This window comes from Desulfosporosinus acididurans, from assembly GCF_001029285.1.
GTDB lineage: Bacteria > Bacillota > Desulfitobacteriia > Desulfitobacteriales > Desulfitobacteriaceae > Desulfosporosinus > Desulfosporosinus acididurans.
Map to the genome: position 1 here is coordinate 1 of NZ_LDZY01000012.1, position 23,244 is coordinate 23,244.

A 23,244-nucleotide genomic window follows, 5' to 3' on the forward strand; every position below is an offset into this window, starting at 1 on the left:
TTTTTTGTTTTATAATTATAGTATCAATTTCATGTAGGTGAGTTCTATGATTCAAAAACAACAATCAATGATCCTCAGTCCATTTATGGATATATATAATATAGTCGTACCAAAGGATAATCTATTGAGAAAAATGAACGAACTGGTTGACTTCTCTTTTTTGTATGACGAACTTAAAGATAAATATTGTCTTGATAACGGTCGAAATGCCATCGACCCTATTCGGATGTTCAAATATTTATTGTTGAAGACTATCTATGACTTGTCGGATGTTGATGTAGTTGAGCGTTCAAAATATGACATGTCTTTTAAGTATTTTCTTCATATGGCACCAGAAGAGGCAGTTATTGAGCCGAGTTCATTGACCAAATTTCGCAAACTGCGTTTGAAAGATCTCAACCTTTTGGATATGTTGATCAATAAAACCGTAAAAATTGCGATCGAAAAGGAAATCATCAAAAGCAAAGCTATTATCGTTGATGCCACTCATACGAAATCTCGCTATAATCAGAAGACCCCCAAGGAAATCTTGATGGATCGGTCCAAAAAGCTAAGAAAAGCCGTTTACAAAATAGATGAATCAATGAAGGACAAGTTCCCCGCCAAAAACACAACTGATGTATTGGAAGATGAACTATCCTACTGCCAAAAGCTTATTGAAGTGATCGAAAAAGAAGAAAGTATTTCCCGGTATCCAATAGTAAAAGAACAGCTAAACCTATTAAACGAAATCATCGCTGAAGATATCGAACACCTCTGGATCTCGGGCGATCAAGATGCGAGAGTTGGACACAAAACTGCGGACTCCTCATTTTTTGGGTATAAAACCCATCTCGCAATGAGTGAAGAACGAATCATCACTGCAGCGACGGTCACAACAGGCGAAAAAAGTAACGGGAAAGAATTAGTTACACTGATTGAAAAAAGTGTGGCTGCTGGCATGGAAATTGAGACAGTCATTGGAGATGCAGCCTATTCAGAAAAGGAAAATATTAAATATAGTAAGACCAACAACATCAAATTAGTTGCTAAATTAAATCCTTCGATTACTCAAGGAAATCGGAAAAAGGAAGATGAATTTAATTTTAATAAAGATGCCGGAATGTATGTGTGTAAAGCAGGTCATATGGCAATCCGGAAGGCCCGACAAGGTAAAAAAGGTCAAAGCAGAAATCAAACGGATACATATTACTTTGACATCGAAAAGTGCAAGAGATGTTCATTTAAAGATGGTTGCTATAAGGAAGGGGCTAAAAATAAAACTTATTCTGTATCTATTAAATCAAATGAACATACGGAACAGGCAAATTTTCAAGAAAGCGATTATTTTAAAGGAAAATCTAAAGAACGATATAAAATTGAAGCTAAAAATAGTGAACTAAAGCACAGGCACGGGTATGATGTTGCATCATCCTCGGGTCTTATTGGCATGGAATTACAAGGGGCGATGGCCATATTCAGCGTAAATTTGAAAAGGATATTAAAACTAATGGAATAAAAAAAACACATACCCGCATACAAAGGTTATAAAAAGACGATCTTCATTCGAATAAAGAATGAGGACCGTCTCTTTTATTTGATTACTTAACTACCAAGAAGAAAAACGTAGGTCTTTCAGTGGCCTCGAAATTACTGCGCTGTTATTTTATTCACTCACTCTATCCCCTCTTCTGTTGCCAGCAATCGTTCAAGGATTTCTGGCTTAGGGGTAAGGTATAAGGTCCAATTCTGTTCGTAGACGACCATACCAGGCTTGGCAGAGTTGGGCTTTTTAAGTTGTTTTACATGGGTATAATCCACGGGAACCTGGGAAGAACCTCTTGACTGGCTGTAATAAATGGCTAAAGCAGCTGCTTCTTCCAACGTAGCATCGTCAGGAAACTCTTCTCCCTCTTCGAGGGGAACCAGGACATGAGAACCGGGGATCTGTTTGACATGCAGCCATAGATCGTTAGGTTTCCCTTTGCGCAACGAAAGCCAATCGTTTTGAGCATTGTTTTTTCCAACATAGATGATTTTGCCTTGGCTTGAGCGATAGACGCGGGGATGAGGCATTTCCTTGGAGGTTTTAACCTTGGAATTCTGCCTCATCTTCGATTTTGAACTGTTTTTATTTGCTTTGAGGGCGGTTTTGAGCAGATGTTTACCTGCCACATAGCCTTGCTCCATAAGTTCGACATAAATTTCCTCAAGTTCAGAAAGGGTGGGAGCCTGGTCCAGACTGACTTGCAAGGAATTCAAATAATTGACTTCATCAAGGGCAGCTTCTTGAAACTGCCGGGTTTTTAGTAAGGTGGCCTTTGCTTTGTTATACAGCTTGTAGTAACGCTGAGCATTGTCGATGGCACTAAGATGGGGATCAAGGGGTATTAGAACTGAGGAAAGAGCGGGGTCATAATAATCTTCAACGGTAACTTCCTTCAATCTGGAGGTAATTCGATGCAGGTTGGCGGTGAGGAGTTCCCCCCAGCGTTGATAGGCAAGATTGGAATTTGCTTCGGATATGGCTTGCTCATAGACTTTCAATTTCTTGTAAAGATGAGTTTGCTGTTCTTGGACGATTTTTCGAAGTGAGCCTCGTTTAGCTTCAAGATTATTCGTTACGGATTTGGCGCTGTAAAAAGACTGCACAGTCTCGTTTAAAGAATCGAGGCTTACTTTTCTTAAGTCTTGGTATTGCTGAAAAGGAATAAAGGTAAAGGCGATAGGAGGTGATTTGGGCTGAGGTGGATAGTAGAGACAGGGCTGGATTTCTGTCTTATCTTCGGGGTTACATAACCTTTGATAGGCTTGGAAAAGTCTTGAAAAATCGATGTCCCCACACTGATGGAGGTAAGTGTCAGCGGATAAGCCGGCTTGAATGACAATTTCCAGGGCCAATTCCGGACTGACTCCTGCGAAATGGGTAAGGAGCAGTTTTGTGATTTTTCGATCGAAATCGTCGATAGAGAAAGTCTGCCGCCAGAGTTCTTCATCCTTAAGAGGAGGTTTCTTTCCTTGAGAGGGAGGTGCAAGATAGGTACGCCCGGGAAGTACTTCACGGTAGCGGCTAAGGGCATGGGAATATCGTTTAAGTCCGTCGAGGATTGTTCCGGTACTTTGATCTACTAGAATTAAATTACTGTGCTTGCCCATGATTTCTAAATAGAGATGGAGTGTAACGAGATCACCGCGGTCGTTGTAGTTTTGAATTTCAAAGGTGATGACTCGCTCCAGTTCTTGTTGATAGATATTGATTATTTTTCCTCCTTCGAGGTGTTTGCGCAGGATCATGCAGAACATGGGCGGCGAAGAGGGGTTTTTTTTGCTTTCAGCAGTCAAGTGAAAGCGTGGGGAGGCAGCGCCAGCGTTAAGCAAGAGTTTCCTATTGCCTTGGCCCAGTCTCAATTGAAGATGGATTTCTTCTTTTTCAGGTTGAAAGATTTTATCTATACGTGCTCCTTTGAGCTGGGGAGCAAGTTCCTTTACTAAATAGGCGAGGGTCACACCGTCTAAGGCCATGAGGGGTCTCCTTTCATCCAATCGTAAGACTCCCGCTTCTACAAGTGGGAGTGGTTCCCGTACCTTGCTTCGGTGGGGGTCGAATCGTTTTTAGTATAACACACTTGGATAACGGAGGCATTTTTCAGCGGTCTTCGGAATAAGCATGTACTACGAAATGGACAAAGAGGAAGGAGTTAAGTTCTTTGGGTAAGAGGAGGAGATTAAGACATGCGTCAACAATCATGGCATGTACTGCCTTGGGTTGATGTAGCCAAGGTATTGAATGTGCATCCAGGCAAAGGGTTAAATGTTAAAGAAGTTCAGAAACGCTTGCAAGAGGTTGGAAAAAATGTCCTGGCGGCAAAAAAGGGAGTTCACCCTGTTTTTCTGTTCTTGGGTCAATTTAAGGATTTTATGGTTTTAGTCTTATTGGCCGCAACAGTGGTATCAGGACTTTTAGGAGAAATAGCCGATGCTGTTACGATTTTAACAATTCTGATAGTCAATGCAATTTTAGGCTTTATTCAGGAATTTCGTGCTGAGCGTTCTATGGAGTCCTTACGTTCCCTTACGGCTCCAGAAGCCCGGGTCCTGAGGGAAGGCCTCGAACAGCGAATTCCGGCAGCCGAGCTTGTCCCTGGGGACATTGTGCTGTTAGAAGCGGGTGATCGCATTCCGGCCGACGTGCGCTGGATTCAGGCCGTCAACATTCAAGTGGAAGAATCAGCCTTAACGGGAGAATCTCACCCTGTGAGTAAGAGTATTGCCCCTCTCAGCGATGAATTGACCCCCATGGCTGATCGACGAAACATGGGCTATATGGGGACTTCTGTCGTCAACGGCCGAGGGGCCGGTGTCGTCGTGGCGACAGGTATGGATACAGAAATGGGTGTTATCGCAGGGATGATTCAAAGTGTGGAAGAGGAAGAAACCCCATTACAAAAACGTTTGGCAGAATTGGGAAAATGGTTAGTCTTACTTAGTCTTCTTGTTTGTCTAGTTGTAGTAGCAACGGGAATTTTGCGGGGCGAAGATTTTTATAAGATGTTTTTTACTGGCGTATCTCTGGCCGTTGCGGCCATTCCTGAGGGGTTGCCGGCTATCGTCACGGTGGCCTTAGCTGTCGGGGTTCAACGAATGGTCAAGCGGCAGGCAATTATTCGCAAACTTCCGGCAGTGGAAACCTTGGGCTGTGCGACAGTGATTTGTTCCGATAAGACAGGGACCTTAACCCAAAATGAAATGACCGTGCGTCAAATTTATTCGGATGGCAGAAAAATTACCGTTTCCGGTCAAGGCTATGATCCCAAGGGGGATTTTTATGGTGCCGATCCAGAGAAAGAAAAAGATCCTCTTCATGAAGGCTTAAAAATTGCTGCTTTATGTAATAATGCCATTTTAACGAAAAAGGGAGCTAAAGTTGCAGGCCTCTTTCGCTCTAAAGCTAATGAGGCTCCCTGGGGAATTGAAGGTGACCCTACTGAAGGCGCAATTTTAGTTGCAGCGGCTAAGGCTGGAATTTGGCGTGAGGTATTGGAACGAAAAGAAGAGCGGATTGGAGAATTGCCCTTCGATTCAGACCGCAAACGAATGAGCGTGGTATATAAGACAAAGCATGGGCCAAGAGCTTATGTTAAAGGGGCTCCGGACAAAATTGTCCAGCTTTGTAAGCAGGAATTAACCTCGGAAGGTGTTGTGGAGTTATCTTCCGCACGCAGGCAAAGTATTATGCGTGCCAATGATGAAATGGCCAGGCATGCTCTGCGCGTTCTGGCAGTCGCAGAAAAATCATTAACGGAAAATGAGATGCATGATGAGGGGATTGAACAGGGGTTAACTTTCGTCGGTTTATTGGGTATGATTGATCCGCCGCGTCCCAGTGCAGTTCGGGCCATTAAATTGTGTCGGCAGGCAGGAGTTAAGCCTGTTATGATTACGGGAGATCATCGTCTAACGGCTGAAGCTGTAGGACATGAATTAGGGATTCTCAAAGGGAGAGATGGAGTAATCTCAGGGGAAGAACTGGAGCGAATGTCCGATCAGGATCTCAGCCAAAGGGTTATGGATATTTCCGTTTATGCCCGGGTAACTCCCAAAGACAAACTAAGAATTGTGCGAGCCTTGAAAAACGAGGGCCAAGTTGTTGCCATGACCGGCGATGGTGTTAATGATGCACCTGCGGTCAAGGAAGCGGATATTGGAGTGTCTATGGGTGTAACCGGAACAGATGTTACCAAAGAAGCGTCTTCTATGGTTTTAGGCGATGATAACTTTGCGACCATTGTTGCCGCGGTGGAAGAAGGACGGGGAATTTATGATAATATCCGTAAGTTTATCCGCTACTTGCTTTCCTGTAATCTGGGAGAGGTTTTAACTATGTTTTTAGCAACGCTTGTCGGGCTGCCCCTTCCTCTCCTGCCAATTCAAATTTTATGGGTAAATCTTGTAACCGATGGCTTGCCGGCCATGGCTCTGGGAGTTGACGGAGCGGAGCCGGAAATTATGAATCGTCCTCCGAGAATCCCGGGAGAAAGCATTTTTGCCCGCGGACTGGCTCGTAAAATAGGCATCAGGGGAACTTTGATAGGTTTGGGTACACTTTTCGTTTTTGTTGCCGGCCTCTTTATGGGAGCCAATATGTTAGGGGCTCGAACTATGGCCTTTAGTACTCTGGTGTTTTCCCAATTATTTCATGTTTTTGATTGTCGCTCTGAAGAACGAGGTATCTTTGAAGTAGGACTTTTTTCAAACCCTTACTTAGTTGGAGCGGTGTTGGTTTCAAGCATGATGCAGCTGAGTGTCATTTATCTGCCGTCTTTACAAGCCATCTTTAAGACGACAGCTCTGCACAGCTGGCAATGGATTTTAATCCTTTGCGTAGCCGGAGGACCCTCAATTCTAATTGGTCTGGCCCGCCTTCTCAAGAACAGCTGGCAGGGCAAACCGTCAATAGCCAAAGGATAAAACGTTAAACCGTTAAACCGTTAAACCGTGTATACTTGTCTCAGCTGGTTGACCCCCTTTATCTTGCGTAGTATCCTTTAATAAGATATAACGTAAACTAAAGTAATGGTTTTAATTTAGATGGAGGTTACTCCATCTAAACGTTTTAGGTATACGCGATAGCAGTTGTTATGGGCTAGGCGCTTTCGCCGAAGCACCGATATTCAGCTTAAACTGAAAGAGTTCACTGCGAATTTTTTAAAATTATAATAGGCACTAAATTCTTCGAGGGGAGCAAGCATAATGAACTTTGTAAAAATGCATGGTCTGGGGAATGATTTTGTTTTCCTGGATCATTTTTCTCTTACACCGCAGGAAGAGGCGGATTATCCGAAGTTAGCTCAGAAACTCTGTCACCGTCAATTTGGAATCGGGGGAGATGGGTTAATTGTCATTCTTCCTTCCCAAGTTGCTGACGCTCGGATGCGCATTATTAATTCAGATGGATCAGAACCGGAAATGTGCGGCAACGGTATCCGTTGTTTTGCACGGTACGTCTATGATCGAGGAATTGTCTCCCGAAACCCCATGCGGGTGGAGACTCTTGCCGGGGTTTTGACCTTGGGACTTGATATCGAAGAAGGTCAGGTACGTGGAGTAAGGGTTGACATGGGTGAGCCTATTTTAAAAGCGGATCTTATTCCAGTTCTTGGTGTTGGAGAACCTGTGGTCGGCCAGTCCCTCGAAGCATTGGGGAAGACATTTTCCTATACTGCCGTTTCAATGGGAAATCCTCATTGTGTCATTTTTGTCGATGACTATTCATCTCTGGACTTTGAGCGGCTTGGCCCGGCGATCGAGAGTCATCCTTTATTTCCCCGTAAAACGAATGTGGAGTTTATTCGGATTGACTCCCCAGCGGAAATGACGATGAAAGTATGGGAGCGGGGAGCTGGGCCAACCCTTGCCTGTGGAACAGGTGCTTGCGCTTCCTTGGTTGCTGCAGTACTTAATCAGAAGACTGAACGTACTGCAACTGTTCATTTGCCAGGCGGGGATTTATTGATCGAATGGGGGCCTGACAATCATGTTTATATGACTGGCCCTGCGGCTTATGTGTTTAAAGGAGAATGGTTAGAAAGCTGAGACATAAAACATTTAATCGCATCTTCGCCAGGAGATGCGATTTTGCTTAGCTCTAGCTAAAGGAGTTCACTAGGAAAGTTATTCGTTGATCTGTTATAATATAGTAAGGCTATCAACTATAAAGGGGTGAAAAGCCTGGCTGTTTTGATTCGCCGGGTTAAGTATGGCATATAGCATGACAGGATTTGGACGAGGAGAAGCGAGTGGCTGTGGTTATCAGTTTTCTGTGGAGCTGAAAGCAGTCAACCATCGCTTTTTAGAAATCGTTGTTCGTCTGCCGCGGAATTTTGTGGAATTTGAAGAACGTGTCCGTAAAACATTACAAGAAAAATTCAAGCGCGGACGGATTGAAGTACATATTAATATCGTGGAAACTGAAGAAAAGATGAGATTAGCGAAGGTTGACAAAGAATTGGCACTGTCGTATGATAAGGCATTGAAGGATCTCGCCTCAGCTCTGCATACGGCCTATGATACGGATATTTATCGTTTAGTGGCTTTGCCCGAAGTACTTTCAGTTCAGGAACCGGAAATCGAAGTGGATACTCTATGGGATGTTTGTGCAGAGGCTCTAATGAAATCAACCGAGGGTTTTGGACAAATGCGCCGGGTTGAAGGCGAAAAGTTAACCTTCGATCTTCTGCGAAGATTGGATCAACTGGCAGAGCATTTGCGCCTTATTTCTGAACGAGCGCCTTATGTTGTGACCGACTATCAAGAACGTCTTCAGGAACGGATTCAAACGTTATTAGGCGGGGTAGAATTAGATCCGGTTCGCTTGGCGAATGAAGTGGCTTATTTTGCAGATCGCGTATCAATTACTGAGGAATTGGTTCGTTTTGACAGCCATTTGGCTCAAAGCCGTGAGGCGTTGAACAGCCATGATTCAGTGGGGCGTAAACTGGATTTTTTGGTACAAGAGATGAACCGGGAAATCAATACCATTGGGTCTAAAGCCAATGATTTAATTATTGGAAAACAGGTTGTTATCGTTAAAAGCGAGCTCGAAAAAGTACGTGAGCAGATTCAAAATTTGGAGTAATGGAGGATTCATTTTGGACATTAAGCTTATTAATATTGGTTTTGGTAATATCGTATCTGCCAACCGAATTATCTCGATTGTGAGTCCGGAATCTGCCCCAATCAAGCGGATTATCCAAGAGGCGCGTGATGCGGGCATGCTGATTGATGCAACTTATGGTCGGCGTACACGTGCGGTCATTATTTGTGACAGTCATCATGTTATTCTTTCTGCGGTCCAGCCTGAGACCGTGGCTCACCGCCTTTCCACCAAAGAGTCCAGCAATCATGTAGAAGATCCGGCGGATTAGGGGTGCAGTGTGGAAAAAAGTCATGGGTTATTAATCGTCCTTTCGGGTCCTTCAGGAGCAGGGAAAGGAACTTTATGTAAAGAATTACTTCGGCAGATGCCAAATTTAAGCTATTCCGTTTCCTTGACGACACGCTCGCCGCGTCCTGGTGAAGTGGACGGGGTTCACTATTTTTTTCGCTCCCGGGAAGACGTGGAAGCTATGATTGCCAGAGATGAATTGCTGGAATGGGCTCAGTTTTGTGAAAACTACTATGGTACGCCCAGGTTTGCTGTAGAGCAGGCAATATTGGACGGCCAGGATGTTATTCTGGAGATCGAAATCCAAGGCGCTTTGCAGATTAAAAAGCGCTTTCCTCAGGGAGTATTTACCTTTATTGTTCCGCCTTCCCTCGATGTACTCTCAGAGCGTATACATAAACGAGGTACTGAGACCGAGGAAGTTATTCAAAAGCGCTTAGCTACTGCCATACAGGAATTAGAATATGTCAGTGAATATGATTATGTTGTAGTTAATGACGAAGTTCCTGTGGCTGTTGATAAATTAAAGAGTATCATTATCGCCGAAAAATGCCGGGTTAAACGAAAACCGTTCGTCTTTAAGGGGGAATCCTGATGAAACAACCGTCACTAGATAGACTGATGGAAAAGGTTGACAGCAAATATACACTGGTTATTGTGGTCGCTAAGCGGGCACGGGCAATTATGGAAGAAGGGAAGCATGAAGATTTGGCGAAGGGAGTCAAATCCGTAAGTATATCTCTTGAAGAGATTTCTAAATCAACGAGCGCTTACGAATGTATTCCTGACGAGCATACACTATGTTAACAGGCAGAAAGATTCTGGTTGGAGTTTCCGGCGGCATTGCGGCTTATAAAACGGCTGAGATAGTAAGTCGTCTGCGAAAGCTGCATGCTGATGTTCATGTCGTGATGACACCATCGGCGACGGAATTTATAACCCCGCTAACCTTAAGAAGCTTGTCTGCAAATCCTGTCTATATTGACTTGTTTGAAGAACCAAAAGTATGGAATGTTGAACATATAGCTTTAGCGGAGTTGGCAGATGCTGTAGTTGTTGCGCCGGCAACGGCGAATATTTTAGCTAAAATGGCCATGGGTTTAGCTGATGATTTTCTTTCAACCGTTGTGCTGGCGACAAGAGCACCGATCTTTGCGGCCCCGGCTATGAATCATGCCATGTATCATCATCCTGCAACCCAAAAGAATTTAGCAATCCTTCAGGATCGGGGGATACATTTCGTCGGACCTGATTCGGGTTTTCAGGCTTGTGGTTCTGAGGGAGACGGCCGCATGAGTCAGCCGGAAGAGATTGTGGAGACGCTCCTGCGGTTTTTTGATCTAAGTACTTGCTTAAAAGGAAAGAAAGCCCTTGTGACCGCAGGCGGAACTCAAGAACCGATAGATCCTGTCCGTTATCTGGGCAATCGAAGTTCCGGGCGGATGGGTTATGCTGTTGCCCAAGCTTTGCAGGAAGCTGGCGCAGAGACAATACTTGTAAGCGCGCCAACAGATTTGCCAGTTCCTCAGGGAGTTACCCGTGTGTCTGTGCAAACAGCACTGCAAATGCGTGACGAAGTCTTGGCACGTTTTACAGATGTTGACATTATTGTTAAAGCCGCTGCAGTTGCTGATTATCGACCTGCAGTACAAGCGGAGCAAAAAATAAAAAAGGATGGCTCAGGACGAACTCTTGAGTTAGTTCCTAATCCAGATATTCTTGCTGAACTTGGACAAAAGAAGACTGCTCAGGTTTTAATCGGTTTTGCTGCTGAAACTGAAAATCTCTTAGCTAACGCCCAGGGAAAAATGCAGCGTAAGAATGTTGACCTTCTCGTGGCTAATGATGTTACAAAAGAAGGGGCAGGGTTTGGGAGTCCTACAAATATTGTTAGTTTTCTCTTTCCTGATGGAAGAAAAATAGATTTTCCTCAGATGAGCAAGCTTGAGGTTGCTCGACATCTCGTTAAGGAGATTGTTAACCTCCTTGGAATGAACGTAAAGGAGTGATATTTTGATGACAAAAAAGTTGTTTACTTCAGAGTCCGTAACCGAAGGGCATCCCGATAAAATTTGCGACCAAATATCGGACGCCATTTTGGATGCGATTTTTGCTCAAGATCCTAATGCACGTGTTGCCTGCGAAACCATGGTGACGACTGGCTTAGTTCTTGTCAGCGGTGAGATTACAACATCTTGTTATGTTGATATTCCGCATGTTGTTCGTGAAACCATTCGGGAAGTGGGCTATACTCGCGCCAAATATGGCTTCGATGCCGATACCTGCGCCGTTTTAACCTCTATTGGAGAACAATCCGCTGATATAGCCTTAGGTGTCAATCAGGCCTTGGAGTCCAAAACAGGGGAAATGTCAGATCTTGATATAGAAGCAATCGGTGCCGGCGACCAAGGCATGATGTTTGGCTACGCAACGAACGAAACTGAAAGTTATATGCCGGTCCCTGTTGACTTGGCCCATCGCTTAGCCCGCCGTTTAACGGAAGTTCGGAAAACCGAACTTTTAGGCTATTTACGGCCGGACGGTAAAACCCAAGTCACTGTAGAATATGAAGGAAATAAGCCTGTACGTGTTGACACTATTGTTATCTCCACCCAACACCATCCGGATGTTACCCAAGAACAGATCCGTCGGGATTTACTTCAATACGTTGTTTATCCGACGGTCCCCAAGGAATTGCTCAATGAAGATACGAAATACTTTATCAATCCTACAGGGCGTTTTGTTATCGGAGGTCCGCAAGGGGATTGCGGTTTAACGGGGCGAAAAATTATTGTTGATACCTATGGAGGAATGGCCCGCCATGGCGGCGGCGCTTTTTCCGGGAAGGACCCCACAAAGGTTGACCGTTCTGCTGCCTATGCCGCGCGATATGTGGCGAAAAACGTTGTTGCAGCGGGATTTGCGGACCGTTGTGAGATTCAGATTGCCTACGCCATTGGTGTTGCACGTCCTGTTTCAGTCTCTATTGAAACCTTCGGCACCGGAAAGATACCGGATGAGAAAATTGTTGAATTGGTAATGCAAACCTTTGATCTCCGTCCTGCGGGAATTATCAAGAGCCTGAACCTTCGACGCCCGATTTATCGTCAGACGGCGGCTTATGGGCATTTCGGAAGAATCGACCTTGATCTCCCTTGGGAAAGAACTGATAAAGCTGACGTTTTGAAAAAACTTGCCGGCCTATAATTGATCGAGTCCTTCTAGAGGAGTTCCAATCATACTATGAATGGGACTCCTTCTTTATCATTTATCTAGTTTTTAAGACCCCAACTTCTATAATCCCAAAGTTTCCTTGACAGAATGTTAGAGAATTAGGTATTATAAGGCAAACTGTATTATAGCAGTTATAAAAGAGAAGCTGTTGTAATACTCAATAGCATAATGACAAGGACTCAAAAATAAGGGGTAAAGAGGGATGGTAGAAATGGAAAAACAGTGGTTGGAAGGCCTGCGCAGGACGGTAGATCGTGTATTGCCGATTCCTTATTATCAAGAGAGGTTTCGAAAACTAGGGATTCATCAGGCTGAGGATATTCACACTCTTAGGGACTTTCAAAAACTCCCGCTGACAACAAAGGAAGACTTGCGTCAAAATTATCCCTTCGGCCTATTCGCAGAACCTATGGAAAATATTGTTCGGCTTCATGCTTCTTCCGGGACGACAGGAAAACCGACCGTAGTGGGATATACTAAACGCGATATTAAACTTTGGTCCAAAATTGTCGCCGACGAACTGCGGAGAGCGGGTGTAACTCCCAAGGATGTTGTTCAGATTGCCTATGGATATGGATTGTTTACGGGAGGAATGGGTCTGCACTATGGCTGTGAAGAATTAGGTGCAGTGGTTGTTCCTATTTCAGGCGGGAATACGGCTCGTCAACTTATGTTAATGCGAGACTTTGGAACGACAGTGTTGGCTTGTACTCCTTCATATGCTCTTTATCTGGCAGAAAGCCTTGAGGAATCGGGGATTTCACGTGAAGAGTTAAAGTTAAGGATTGGAGTTTTTGGAGCTGAGCCTTGGACAGAGGGTATGAGGGAACAGATCGAAGCTCGACTGGGGATTAAGGCTTATGACATCTATGGCTTAAGTGAAACTATGGGCCCGGGAGTAGCCATGGAATGTCCCGCTCATGATGGCTTGCATATCGATGAACATTTTTATCCCGAAGTGTTGGGCCCTGACGGGAATCCAGTTGCGGAAGGCATCCAGGGTGAATTGGTTATAACAAGTTTAGATAAAGAGGGCTTTCCGGTTTTACGTTATCGAACCAAGGATCTGACGACACTGCATTATGGGGCTTGTTCCTGCGGACATACGGGCTGGAAAATGGAACGTGTTTCAGCACGGGTGGATGATATGCTGATCATTCGAGGCGTTAATGTTTTCCCAAGTCAGGTTGAAGAAGCCATTCTGTCAATCGGTGGCTTTGAGCCCCATTATTTACTTATTGTAGAACGTACGGGAAATTTGGATCAATTGGAAGTACAGGTTGAAATCAATGACACCAGCTTCTTCGATGAAGTCCGCGAGTTAGAGGGCCGCCAGGAACGTTTACAGCGTAAAATTGAAGAGATCTTAGGCATTTCCATTCGCCTTCGTTTAGTAGAACCTAAAAGTATCCCGCGGAGTGAAGGAAAAGCGGTTCGTGTTATTGATAAACGTCGATAAGGAGGTAAATCTATGTTACAATTATCTATTTTTCTGGAGAATGCTAAAGGACGTTTAGCTGAGGTCGTCAGCCTTCTTGCAGAACTTAAGGTAAATTTGCGAGCCCTGTCTCTAGCAGATACAAAGGATTTCGGAGTTCTGCGTATTATCGTCGATGATCCGGAACTTACTACGGAAAAATTGCGCGAACGAAAGGTTGTTGTCTCACTAACCCATGTATGGGTACTCAAGGTTCCGGATCGGACCGGAGGACTTGCCGAAGTGCTTAATCAATTGGTTAAACACGATGTTGTAATTGAGTACATGTATGCGTTTGTAGAAAAGGAAAACGAACAAGCTCGCGTTGTTATCAGAGCTCAGGATCAGGCAGTTATGGAGAAGGCTATGCGGGAACTTAATCTGCCTTTGGTGTAGTAACGAGCTAAAGCAAAGTCGTGGGCTGCAGAGTAAGCTGGAAGAATTAATTAACTGAAGTTTATACTTTCCAATAATATAACAAAGGTCGTGCTGAAAACTGGTTTTCCCACGGCCTTTGTTATAATTAAATGATCTAATGTCATTGTCCTGAGAAGGAGTGATTATTTATCCGGGTTTTAAGCCCCCCCACTTCTATAAGTGGGGGGTTCTTCGTTAACTTCAGGTGGAGTAGAGTCCCCCTTCGCCGCTAAGTATTCCTATTGGGAAAGGCGGCCCGGCAATAATGTTCCACTGGACATTATTGTTTCTCAAGCCCCGATGTTCAGCTTTAGCGTAAGCGAGTTCACTTATCTTTAGCGTTAAAGCTGGAACATTCTGTTTCAGTATATATGTGAGCTTCATTACCAGACACTTGTATAGAATCTAAATTACAAAGCTTGTTATCATTATGTTTGCAGCTCACCACGTTACAGGTAAGGGCATCACATGGACCTGAAGAATTCGTATTATTTGTTAAACTGCTGTACTCATAGTTATTTAAGAATGAACCACATACCGTTCCGCTCTCAGTAGAGGCAGTAACACCTCCGATATCAACCCTATTTGAATAGCAAATACCGCTTTTATTATGTGAGCAATTTGTTGCACTGCAATTAATTCTTTGCACTAATACACACTCCTTTACGATTTATCCAGTTTTTAAGCCCCCGACGTCTCATTTGCTAAAATATCGATCAAGTAAGCCTTTAAAAGCTCTGCCATGTCTTGCTTCATCTTTACACATTTCATGGACTGTGTCGTGAATAGCATCCAAATTATTTTGCTTAGCTATTGTGGCAAGCTTCTTTTTGCCTTCACAAGCACCATATTCAGCTTCAACTCTAGCGGCTAAATTTGCTTTAGTATCGGCAACCACGACTTCACCCAGGAGTTCGGCAAATTTTGAAGCATGCTCTGCTTCTTCCCAGGCAATTCTCTTATAAGCTTCAGCAACCTCAGGATAACCTTCACGATCAGCTTGGCGAGACATCGCAAGATACATGCCAACTTCAGTGCATTCGCCCATAAAATTAGCTCTTAATCCTTCCAATAATTCATCGTCACATCCTGATGCTGCCACCCCAATCCTATGTTCATCAGCGAAGTTAAGTTCAGTGGTCATTTCTTTAAATTTGTCTTTACTTGCCTTACAAATAGGACAAACTTCCGGTGGATTATTACCTTCATGAACATAGCCACAAACTGTACAAATAAATTTTTTCATGCAAAATTCCTCCAAGAAAGTGGTTTGTATGAGTATCCAAAACCTCAGGTGTTATTATTTCCTCAAAACTATTTGTTATCCAGTAAAAAAACAGAGCCTAGCGAGGGGCAACTCCCCCTGCTAGGCTCTGTTTTTATGTTAGAATAGCAACATTAACTCTATTATTTTGCGGCCTCTTTAGTAGAACTCAAGGAATTTTCTTCTTTTTCATCCTTTAGGACAAGATTCAAGAAGATTCCTGCTAGAGTAGCAAACATAATCCCGTGATTGGTTAACCCGATTCCTAGAGCGAAGATTACCGCAGCAATAATAAGGTTCTTGTTTTTGGAGAAATCCACTTTGGCCTCGATTAAAGTTCTTAGTCCGGCTGCACCGATCATTCCGAACAGTAGGATTACTACACCACCCATAACAGGGGATGGGATAGACATAATTAAGGCTTGCAAGGGATTGAAGGTACTCAGGATGATCGCGGCAATCGCTGCTATCCAGAGGTTCAAGGAACTGTATACCTTCGTTATTGCTAAGACTCCGATATTTTCTGCGTAGGTCGTAAGCGGAACACCACCGAATAAACTGGCAATACCTGTTGCTAGACCGTTTCCTAAGACAACTTTATCAAAACCAGGGTCTTCAATGATATCAGTATGTGTGATGTTGCTAAGAATCATCATGTGTCCTAAATCTTCGATCAATGTTATAAGTGCTAATGGAGCGAACGTAATAATAGCGGTCACATTTAGGTGGATTGCGCCGAAGCCTTGGAAAGGCAAAACAAATGGGGTTTTAAATGATGCCATAATCTTAGCTGAATCGACTAATCCCATAAATCCAGCAAGGATGTATCCTGCGACAATCGCAATAAGAATTGGTATGACTTTTGAAAACCCTTTACCATATACACTAACTAAAGTTGCCACTGCTAAAGTAAATACCGCGATAATCCAATTTGAACTTGCCATTTGTACAGCTGTTGGGGTTAAACTTAATCCGATAATTGCTACGACACTTCCTGCGACAACAGGAGGAATGAGTTTATTGATCCATTTGGTACCAAAGAGGCGAAGTATGCAGAAAATGAGAAGGTATGCGATACCAACCGACATAACTCCGGCCATCGCCGAGCCAAGATCATGTTGATCTTTAATAAATGCGGTTAAACTTGCAATAAAGGCGAAAGACGAACCGAGATAGGCTGGAACTTTGCTGCGTGTTAGAAGTAAGAATACAATAGTACCAATACCGGAACAAAATAGGGCCGTTGCAGGACTCAAGCCAACAAGGAAAGGGACAAGGATCGTAGAACCCGTCATAGCGAACAAATGTTGAACCCCTAAAGGTATTGCTCGTGTTAGTGGTAATCTTTCGTTAATTTGAACTTCTTTCATAACTGTTATCCTCCTAATTCAACTTAATGCCTTGCAGGCATGTAAACTCTCAGGTTTACTCTGAAGGAATCTTCCTTGCAGTCGATGTTTCCCTATTTAATTTGGGCTTAGGTTGATATCGTTATACCTCCTCTTTAGCACTAAAAAACCTCTTTCCTGCCCGCAAGCAAGAAAGAGGTGTCCATATACATTCATGGTCCGCCATTTCCTTCTTAGCCTCACGGGACTAATTTAAAGGTTTAAAGATTTTTTTGCTGTAAAGAGCATATCATAAGTAACATCAGTTTGACAAGAGTTTTATTCAGTTCTCATCCCGATGAGTATAGAAAAATCTTTTAATTATATTAGAAGCAAGTAATATGATAAAATAAGGGAGGTGTCTTGATAAGAATTGGAATTGAAGTTTTTTGCAGATAAGGAGGCGTCGTCATGTTACGTTATGCTGAGGTCCTGCTTGATGTAGCTAACCGACGCTTAGATCAAAGCTATCACTATCTTATTCCAGAGCATTTAAGCTTAAAGATCGGGATGAGAGTGCTCGTAAATCTTCAAAATCGTAAGGTCCAAGGGCTTGTTGTTGGTCTTACATCAGACTTGCCGGAAGAATTGGAGAGGACCCCCCTCAAGCCGGTTTTGGAAATCATAGACGAACACAGCCTTGTGCCGCCAGATCTTATTGAATTAGCGCATTGGCTGGCTAAAACCACACTTTGTTCCATGGCCCAAAGCTTACATACAGTTTGGCCACTTCTTAAAGGCAAGATGGAGAAGCGATTATTCCTCCTCGCCTCACCGAAAGATTCAGATGTTCAGACTCTTCGGTGGCTCAATGAAGAAGCCTTTCGAGGAATCGAAGTGCTTGCTCGGACCCGCAATAACGAGATTTCCCGGAATCTCTTTATCAAACGAGCCCATATTTCTGAAGAGACTGTTGAAATGCTAATCCAGCAAGGTATGATTAGGGAAGGGTACCGGTTTATTTCCGTGGGAGTTGGGCAGAGACGAGAGACGAAGGTGCATAGGCCGCAAGAGTATAGCGAAAGAACTTTCGCGTTATCCGCTGAACAGGAAGCGGCTGTGTCCGCCGTTATGACTTCATTAAGAGTGGGCTTATGTGAGACTATTTTATTGCACGGAGTGACGGGAAGCGGAAAAACTGAAGTTTATCGGGAACTAATTGCTCAAGTACTTTCTCGGGGCGGTGATGCGATTCTCTTAGTTCCGGAGATTTCCTTAACTGCTCAGGTGGCTCGTTATTTTCAAGCACAATTCGGTGAAAATGTGATCATTTTACATTCGGGTTTGCGTGCTAAAGAAAAAATACAAGCTTGGGAAGAAATCCTGAAAGGAACGAAGAGAATTGTGATTGGCGCGCGTTCAGCAGTATTTGCTCCCTTGGCCAATTTGCAGCTTATTATTTTAGATGAGGAGCATGACGGCGCTTATAAACAAGACGAGAATCCTAAATACCACGCTCGTGATGTGGCTCGAAAAAGAATGGAGCAGGTCGGCGGGGTGGTTCTGCTCGGAAGTGCAACACCCTCTTTAGAGGCTTACGCCGCGGCGAAAGCAGGTAAAATCCGTTTGTTAACCATGTCTCGGCGTATTGGCCATAGTCAATTGCCCCCCGTTGAAATTGTGGACATGCGCAAAGAATTAATGCAGGGAAATCGAAGTATCTTCTCAAAAGTCTTACAGCAAAAACTTCGGGAACGATTAGAACTTGGAGAGCAAGCGATGCTCTTCCTCAACCGAAGAGGATATTCCACCTTTGTGGTATGTCGTGAATGCGGCTATGTGGTAAGCTGCCCAAACTGTGATGTGACTTTAACGTATCATAGCCAAGGTCAGTCTATGCGTTGTCATTATTGTGATCATCAAGAGCAGCCGCCGTTGACGTGCCCAAAATGCGGGAGCAGGTATATTCGTTTTTTTGGGCAAGGAACTCAGAGAGTTGAAGAGGAACTGCAAGTGCTATTGCCCGAAACATCAATTCTACGGTTGGATTTTGATACAACTCGCAATCGTGAAGCCCATACGATGATCTTGGAAAGTTTTCGCCGGCAGAAGGCCTCGATCCTTGTTGGGACCCAAATGATGGCGAAGGGGCTGGATTTCCCGAATGTGACCTTGGTAGGAGTTATCGCTGCCGACCAAACGCTTAATATGCCGGATTTCAGAGCTAAGGAGCGGACTTTTCAGTTATTGACTCAAGTTGCCGGCAGAGCCGGGCGAAGCGAAAAAGCGGGTGAAGTAATTATTCAAACGTATACGCCGGGAGACAGTGCCATTGAGAAGGCTTCCCATCACGATTATGAGGGATTTTTTTGGGAAGAGATTCGCTATCGCAAGGGCCGAAAATATCCTCCTTTTACCCATATCATTCGCGTCTTGCTGCTTCATGACAAGGAGGAACGCGTTATTCTGGGAGCAAATAGTTTAGGGACTTGCTTGAACGAAAGAATGCGTGATCCTAAATTTGGAAATACTGATTTAGATATCCTTGGCCCGGCACAAGCCGTTTTAGCGAGGCTGAAAAACCAATGGCGCTGGCAAATTTCGGTGCGCGGGATATATCTTGAGGAACTGAGAGAATTTTTACACCAGGGGATACGAGATTTTTTCAAGACTTCGGCGAGTAATGGTATTATATTAAATATTGAAGTAGACCCACTGACAAATTAGGCCTAGGGTTTAGTTTGATAGTGGTAAAATAAAGACAGAACAATAAATTGTTTAAGAGAAAGGGGTACTGGTTATGGCAGTTTATCAAATTGTGGAAATAGGCGCAGATATATTACGGGAGAAAGCAAAAGAGGTTAAAGAGATTAATGCCTCGATCACCAAACTCTTGGATAATATGGTGGATACCATGATAGCCGCAGATGGGGTAGGTTTAGCGGCGCCTCAGATCGGCGTCTCCAAGAGAGTAGTAGTTGTTAAGGTAGGAGATGTTCTGCTTGAACTCGTAAATCCGGTGATCTTAGAGAAAGAGGGAGAGTCCGTTGCCGAGGAAGGATGTCTCAGCGTTCCTAATATGACAGGGGACGTGGTGCGAGCGGCGAAAGTTCATGTTCAAGGGTTAAATCGTGAGGGGAAAATGGTTGATATTCATGCCGATCGTTTGATGGCACGAGCACTCCAACACGAAATTGATCACCTCGAGGGAATTTTGTTTGTCGATCTGGCTAAAAAGACCTATCGGAAGTAAATGATGCGTAGTGAACTCCCCCCCACACTTATAAAAGTGATAGAAAAACTGGATAAATGGCTGTTGGATTCATAACATAACGGCTGCAAAACTAGATTGATGAAATTTATGGGTACGAGCCTCGAACTTCTAACTTCGAACCTCGAACCTCGCATTAAAGGAGAATAGTTATGCGTATTGTTTTCATGGGAACGCCGGATTTTGCGGTACCTTCTCTGCGAGCCTTGGCCAGCCATGGATATGAGATTGCGGGCGTCTTTACACAACCTGATCGGCCGGCAGGCCGAGGGAAAAAGTTAAAACCCAGCCCGGTAAAAGCTGCTGCCGAAGAATTAAACTTGCCGATTTTTCAGCCTGCCAAAATAAAAACGCCTGAAGGTGTCCAGCGTTTGCGCGAGTTAGCTCCGGAATGTATTATTGTTGTGGCATATGGGCAGCTGCTCTCTAAGGAAATTTTGAACTTACCTTTGAAGGGATGCATAAATGTACACGCTTCTTTGCTCCCCTCATATCGAGGAGCGGCACCGATTCATTGGGCGATTATCAATGGTGAAAAGCGTACCGGTGTGACGACGATGCTTATGGATGAAGGACTGGATACCGGGGGCACCTTATTAAAACGTGAAATCGTGATTTCCCAAGATGCAACTATGGGAGAAATTCATAATCAATTAGCAGATCTGGGTGGGGATTTATTGGTTGAAACGTTGCGTGAGCTGGAACAAGAATCCCTAATTCCTATTCCTCAATCAGGAAACTCCAATTATGCTCCTCTTTTAAACCGTGAACATGAACGTCTTGACTGGACACGGCCGGCCATTGAATTGCATAATAAAATCCGGGGCTTAAATCCCTGGCCGGGGGCCTTTGGAGTATTCCGAGAGGAGAACTTTAAGGTTTGGCGCAGTTCTGTATTTTCTTCACAAATGGCTGAACAGAAGGGAAATTCATTTGAGGATCTGAACCCTGATCCAGGTCAAATAATTGAAGTGCTGGAAGATGGTCTGCTCGTCCAAACGGGAGAGGGGATCCTGAGGATATTCGAGGTTCAGCCGGCTGGTAAGCGCTCCATGTCGGCGCGTGATTTTTTGAACGGGCGGCATGGTCAAGTTGGAGAAAAATTTATTTAAAAGAACTTGATTTAATCGTTTACTGATTGAAAGTGATAGCATAACCTTCGGTTTTATAATTTTCTCATCTTAAGTGAACTAATGTGCTGTTAGTCTATTCCTTTGGAATTTTAACATGGGATTTCAAAAAGGAGGTTAAGCAATGTTCTGGGACCCTACGATGGTTCTTTTAATTCCGGCAATCCTGCTATCCCTTTATGCTCAATATAAAATATCTTCTGCTTACAATTATTACTCTAGAGTACACGCTCAGTCGGGGCTGACCGGAGCACAGGCGGCGAAAGCACTCTTAAACAGTAAGGGACTTTATGATGTAGGTGTGGTGGCTATTCGCGGACATCTTTCGGATCATTATGATCCTCGCTCACAGGTTATCAGTTTGAGTGAGGATGTATATTATGGAAATTCCCTGGCATCAGTAGCGGTTGCAGCTCATGAAACGGGTCATGCCCTGCAACATTCTTCCGGGTATGCGCCTTTGCAGCTCAGATCATCCTTTGTGCCGGCAGCTAATTTTGGCAGCGGGGCAGGACCAATATTAATTTTAATTGGATTGTTCCTGCCAAGTTTTGGCTGGTTGCTGCAGTTAGGAATCTTGTTTTTTTCTCTGGCCGTTCTCTTTCAACTGATTACTTTGCCTGTAGAATTTAATGCCAGTCACAGAGCTTTAGTTCTCTTGCAGGAAGGAAGATTGCTGGGGAGTGAGGAAGTCCGCGGCGCCCGCAAGGTTTTAAATGCGGCAGCCTTGACCTATGTTGCTGCGGCTTTAGCAGCTGTGCTCCAGTTGGCGAGGTTTATAATTATTGCCCAGGGCAGACGGGATGATTAAAGAAACGTCACGAGGGATGGCGGTCCAGATACTGACCCGTGTTGAGGTAGAAGGGGCTTATGCCAATCTCTTAATGCAAAAAACAATTGCCAGATTGTCCGATGCTCGAGAACGTCAATTTGTGACGTTATTGGTTAATGGTGTTTTGAAACACAGGTTAACGCTGGATTATGCACTGCGTCTTCATTTGAGTAAGCCAATGTCAGCCCTTCCCCATGAAGTTCGGGCCATCTTGAGAATCGGAGCATTTCAGGTTCTCTTCGTTGATAAGGTTCCGCCGGCTGTGGCAGTCAATGAAAGTGTCGAGTTAGCTAAATCCTTTCCCAAGTTTACGGGATTAGTGAACGTTGTCCTGCGCAAGGTGCTGACAAAAGGCTGGGATATCCCCTGGCCCGATTTGAAGAGGGATACGGTTCGTTATCTTTCTGTGCGTTATTCTCATCCCGAATGGATGATTCAGCGCTGGTTAAAACGCTGGGGAAAGGATGAGACGGAGGCTTTATGCCAAACAAATAATGAACCTGCTCCTACCTGGATCAGAACGAATACTCTCAAAATTTCACGTCAGGATTTAGCAGATCTGTTGATTCGCGACGGTATCACTGTCGAATTGGGTGAACGAGTGCCTGAAAGTATACGGATTCAAAACTTTGGTTCCCTTGAAAAGCTGGAAGCGTTTAAAGCTGGTTTATTCACAGTACAAGATGAAAGCTCGCAAATAATTGCTCATGTCGTGGCACCTGAAGCAGGTCAACACGTTCTGGATGCCTGCAGTGCTCCCGGCGGCAAAACAACGCATCTGGCCCAAATGATGAATAATGAGGGAGTTATCCTGGCGTTTGATGTCCATGCTCATAAGTTAGAGCTCATTGACCAATTGGCCCAAAGGTTAGGCATAACCTGCATAGAAACTCAGTTAGGTGATGCACGCGATCTGCCGGGAATAAGACTCGATTCCCAACAAAGGGTTTTAGTCGATGCGCCTTGTTCCGGTTTGGGTGTTCTTAGGCGGAGAGCAGATCTTCGCTGGAGGAAAGCGGAACAAGACCTTTGGGATCTGCCAATACTACAGTTTGCTATCTTAGAGCGTGCTGCTTCTTGTGTCGAAGTTGGCGGAGACTTAATCTATTCGACCTGTACGATTGAACCGGAAGAGAACTTTGAATTGGTCAAGAAATTTCGCTCAGCCCATCCTGAGTTTGAGGCAGTGAACTTAGCGGACGCCTTACCCTTTGAACTTAAAGATACCAGAGATATCCAGCAGGCTGCCAAGGGGATGCTCCAGCTCTTGCCACAACGTCATGGCACCGATGGATTTTTTTTGGCGAAATTTCATCGCAGGAGCTAGAGCTAAGTTTTCTTTGAAGAGAAGTTTAACTGGAACGAATT

The 23,244-nt window shown here is 44.2% G+C and carries 20 protein-coding genes; 16 read left to right on the top strand and 4 right to left on the bottom strand.

Annotated elements, in window-relative coordinates; translation table 11 throughout:
* The first annotated feature begins 46 nt into the window (after nucleotides 1–46).
* On the top strand, nucleotides 47–1,498 hold the full coding sequence (locus DEAC_RS15975; RefSeq protein WP_047811082.1) for an IS1182 family transposase: 1,452 nt from the start codon (nucleotides 47–49) through the stop codon (nucleotides 1,496–1,498).
* Nucleotides 1,499–1,653: 155 nt separating this feature from the next.
* Here DEAC_RS15975 and DEAC_RS15980 read toward each other — a convergent pair whose 3' ends face one another.
* A complete protein-coding gene (locus DEAC_RS15980) occupies nucleotides 1,654–3,501 on the bottom strand; it encodes an Rqc2 family fibronectin-binding protein (protein WP_047811083.1) in 1,848 nt (615 codons plus the stop codon).
* 210 nt (nucleotides 3,502–3,711) lie between these two features.
* On the opposite strand from DEAC_RS15980, the gene DEAC_RS15985 reads away from it, so the two are divergent.
* The 10 genes from DEAC_RS15985 (at nucleotide 3,712) to DEAC_RS16030 (ending at nucleotide 14,030) form a co-directional block, all read left to right on the top strand.
* Nucleotides 3,712–6,447, top strand: coding sequence for a calcium-transporting P-type ATPase, PMR1-type (locus DEAC_RS15985; RefSeq protein ID WP_047811084.1), 2,736 nt, complete (start codon nucleotides 3,712–3,714; stop codon nucleotides 6,445–6,447).
* A 282-nt stretch (nucleotides 6,448–6,729) separates the two neighbouring features.
* Nucleotides 6,730–7,572: a diaminopimelate epimerase gene (gene dapF, locus DEAC_RS15990; protein WP_047811085.1), complete on the top strand. Its 843-nt coding sequence runs from the start codon at nucleotides 6,730–6,732 to the stop codon at nucleotides 7,570–7,572.
* A 163-nt stretch (nucleotides 7,573–7,735) separates the two neighbouring features.
* Nucleotides 7,736–8,614, top strand: coding sequence for a YicC/YloC family endoribonuclease (locus DEAC_RS15995; protein WP_047811086.1), 879 nt, complete (start codon nucleotides 7,736–7,738; stop codon nucleotides 8,612–8,614).
* Nucleotides 8,615–8,627: 13 nt separating this feature from the next.
* Nucleotides 8,628–8,903, top strand: coding sequence for an extracellular matrix/biofilm regulator RemA (gene remA / locus DEAC_RS16000; RefSeq protein WP_014828567.1), 276 nt, complete (start codon nucleotides 8,628–8,630; stop codon nucleotides 8,901–8,903).
* A 9-nt stretch (nucleotides 8,904–8,912) separates the two neighbouring features.
* The gene (gmk, locus tag DEAC_RS16005; RefSeq protein ID WP_047811087.1) at nucleotides 8,913–9,518 is read left to right on the top strand and encodes a guanylate kinase; all 606 of its coding nucleotides are present in this window, start codon (nucleotides 8,913–8,915) and stop codon (nucleotides 9,516–9,518) included.
* Nucleotides 9,518–9,730, top strand: a complete 213-nt coding sequence (rpoZ, locus tag DEAC_RS16010; protein WP_047811088.1) for a DNA-directed RNA polymerase subunit omega — start codon at nucleotides 9,518–9,520, stop codon at nucleotides 9,728–9,730. The genes gmk and rpoZ overlap by 1 nt, the downstream gene beginning before the upstream one ends.
* Complete coding sequence (coaBC, locus tag DEAC_RS16015; RefSeq protein ID WP_047811089.1) at nucleotides 9,724–10,932, top strand: bifunctional phosphopantothenoylcysteine decarboxylase/phosphopantothenate--cysteine ligase CoaBC; 1,209 nt, start codon at nucleotides 9,724–9,726, stop codon at nucleotides 10,930–10,932. The genes rpoZ and coaBC overlap by 7 nt, the downstream gene beginning before the upstream one ends.
* A gap of 7 nt (nucleotides 10,933–10,939) precedes the next feature.
* Complete coding sequence (gene metK, locus DEAC_RS16020) at nucleotides 10,940–12,130, top strand: methionine adenosyltransferase (protein ID WP_047811090.1); 1,191 nt, start codon at nucleotides 10,940–10,942, stop codon at nucleotides 12,128–12,130.
* Nucleotides 12,131–12,368: 238 nt separating this feature from the next.
* The gene (locus DEAC_RS16025; RefSeq protein ID WP_047811231.1) at nucleotides 12,369–13,616 is read left to right on the top strand and encodes a phenylacetate--CoA ligase family protein; all 1,248 of its coding nucleotides are present in this window, start codon (nucleotides 12,369–12,371) and stop codon (nucleotides 13,614–13,616) included.
* A 12-nt stretch (nucleotides 13,617–13,628) separates the two neighbouring features.
* Entirely contained in the window at nucleotides 13,629–14,030 is a 402-nt protein-coding gene (locus DEAC_RS16030) for an ACT domain-containing protein (RefSeq protein ID WP_047811091.1), read from the top strand.
* 346 nt (nucleotides 14,031–14,376) lie between these two features.
* Here the strand turns inward: DEAC_RS16030 and DEAC_RS16035 are convergent, their stop codons facing one another.
* From DEAC_RS16035 to DEAC_RS16045, 3 genes are all read right to left on the bottom strand, one after another.
* Complete coding sequence (locus DEAC_RS16035; protein WP_047811092.1) at nucleotides 14,377–14,700, bottom strand: DUF1540 domain-containing protein; 324 nt, start codon at nucleotides 14,698–14,700, stop codon at nucleotides 14,377–14,379.
* A 48-nt stretch (nucleotides 14,701–14,748) separates the two neighbouring features.
* A complete protein-coding gene (locus DEAC_RS16040) occupies nucleotides 14,749–15,297 on the bottom strand; it encodes an NADH peroxidase (RefSeq protein ID WP_047811093.1) in 549 nt (182 codons plus the stop codon).
* Nucleotides 15,298–15,458: 161 nt separating this feature from the next.
* Nucleotides 15,459–16,685: a solute carrier family 23 protein gene (locus tag DEAC_RS16045; protein WP_047811094.1), complete on the bottom strand. Its 1,227-nt coding sequence runs from the start codon at nucleotides 16,683–16,685 to the stop codon at nucleotides 15,459–15,461.
* Between the two features lie 429 nt (nucleotides 16,686–17,114).
* Here DEAC_RS16045 and priA point away from each other — a divergent pair, with 429 nt between their 5' ends.
* The 5 genes from priA to rsmB all read left to right on the top strand — a co-directional run bounded on the left by priA (nucleotide 17,115) and on the right by rsmB (nucleotide 23,203).
* Nucleotides 17,115–19,370 carry a replication restart helicase PriA gene (gene priA / locus DEAC_RS16050; RefSeq protein WP_047811095.1) on the top strand — a complete coding sequence of 752 codons (2,256 nt, stop codon included), beginning with the start codon at nucleotides 17,115–17,117 and terminating at the stop codon, nucleotides 19,368–19,370.
* A gap of 73 nt (nucleotides 19,371–19,443) precedes the next feature.
* A complete protein-coding gene (gene def, locus DEAC_RS16055; protein WP_047811096.1) occupies nucleotides 19,444–19,896 on the top strand; it encodes a peptide deformylase in 453 nt (150 codons plus the stop codon).
* Nucleotides 19,897–20,066: 170 nt separating this feature from the next.
* Nucleotides 20,067–21,026, top strand: a complete 960-nt coding sequence (fmt, locus tag DEAC_RS16060) for a methionyl-tRNA formyltransferase (protein ID WP_047811097.1) — start codon at nucleotides 20,067–20,069, stop codon at nucleotides 21,024–21,026.
* 142 nt (nucleotides 21,027–21,168) lie between these two features.
* Nucleotides 21,169–21,855 carry a zinc metallopeptidase gene (locus tag DEAC_RS16065; RefSeq protein WP_047811098.1) on the top strand — a complete coding sequence of 229 codons (687 nt, stop codon included), beginning with the start codon at nucleotides 21,169–21,171 and terminating at the stop codon, nucleotides 21,853–21,855.
* Nucleotides 21,848–23,203 (top strand): 16S rRNA (cytosine(967)-C(5))-methyltransferase RsmB, encoded by a 1,356-nt coding sequence (gene rsmB / locus DEAC_RS16070; protein WP_047811099.1) that lies wholly within the window; start codon nucleotides 21,848–21,850, stop codon nucleotides 23,201–23,203. Before DEAC_RS16065 ends, rsmB begins: the two co-directional genes overlap by 8 nt.
* Nucleotides 23,204–23,244 lie beyond the last annotated feature (41 nt).

Coding starts and splice junctions, on each gene's coding strand:
- DEAC_RS15975 (WP_047811082.1), top strand. CDS start 47: ATGATTCAAAAACAACAATCAATGATCCTCAGTCCATTTATGGATATA.
- DEAC_RS15980 (WP_047811083.1), bottom strand. CDS start 3,501: ATGGCCTTAGACGGTGTGACCCTCGCCTATTTAGTAAAGGAACTTGCT.
- DEAC_RS15985 (WP_047811084.1), top strand. CDS start 3,712: ATGCGTCAACAATCATGGCATGTACTGCCTTGGGTTGATGTAGCCAAG.
- dapF (WP_047811085.1), top strand. CDS start 6,730: ATGAACTTTGTAAAAATGCATGGTCTGGGGAATGATTTTGTTTTCCTG.
- DEAC_RS15995 (WP_047811086.1), top strand. CDS start 7,736: ATGGCATATAGCATGACAGGATTTGGACGAGGAGAAGCGAGTGGCTGT.
- rpoZ (WP_047811088.1), top strand. CDS start 9,518: ATGAAACAACCGTCACTAGATAGACTGATGGAAAAGGTTGACAGCAAA.
- coaBC (WP_047811089.1), top strand. CDS start 9,724: ATGTTAACAGGCAGAAAGATTCTGGTTGGAGTTTCCGGCGGCATTGCG.
- metK (WP_047811090.1), top strand. CDS start 10,940: ATGACAAAAAAGTTGTTTACTTCAGAGTCCGTAACCGAAGGGCATCCC.
- DEAC_RS16025 (WP_047811231.1), top strand. CDS start 12,369: ATGGAAAAACAGTGGTTGGAAGGCCTGCGCAGGACGGTAGATCGTGTA.
- DEAC_RS16030 (WP_047811091.1), top strand. CDS start 13,629: ATGTTACAATTATCTATTTTTCTGGAGAATGCTAAAGGACGTTTAGCT.
- DEAC_RS16040 (WP_047811093.1), bottom strand. CDS start 15,297: ATGAAAAAATTTATTTGTACAGTTTGTGGCTATGTTCATGAAGGTAAT.
- DEAC_RS16045 (WP_047811094.1), bottom strand. CDS start 16,685: ATGAAAGAAGTTCAAATTAACGAAAGATTACCACTAACACGAGCAATA.
- priA (WP_047811095.1), top strand. CDS start 17,115: ATGTTACGTTATGCTGAGGTCCTGCTTGATGTAGCTAACCGACGCTTA.
- def (WP_047811096.1), top strand. CDS start 19,444: ATGGCAGTTTATCAAATTGTGGAAATAGGCGCAGATATATTACGGGAG.
- fmt (WP_047811097.1), top strand. CDS start 20,067: ATGCGTATTGTTTTCATGGGAACGCCGGATTTTGCGGTACCTTCTCTG.
- DEAC_RS16065 (WP_047811098.1), top strand. CDS start 21,169: ATGTTCTGGGACCCTACGATGGTTCTTTTAATTCCGGCAATCCTGCTA.
- rsmB (WP_047811099.1), top strand. CDS start 21,848: ATGATTAAAGAAACGTCACGAGGGATGGCGGTCCAGATACTGACCCGT.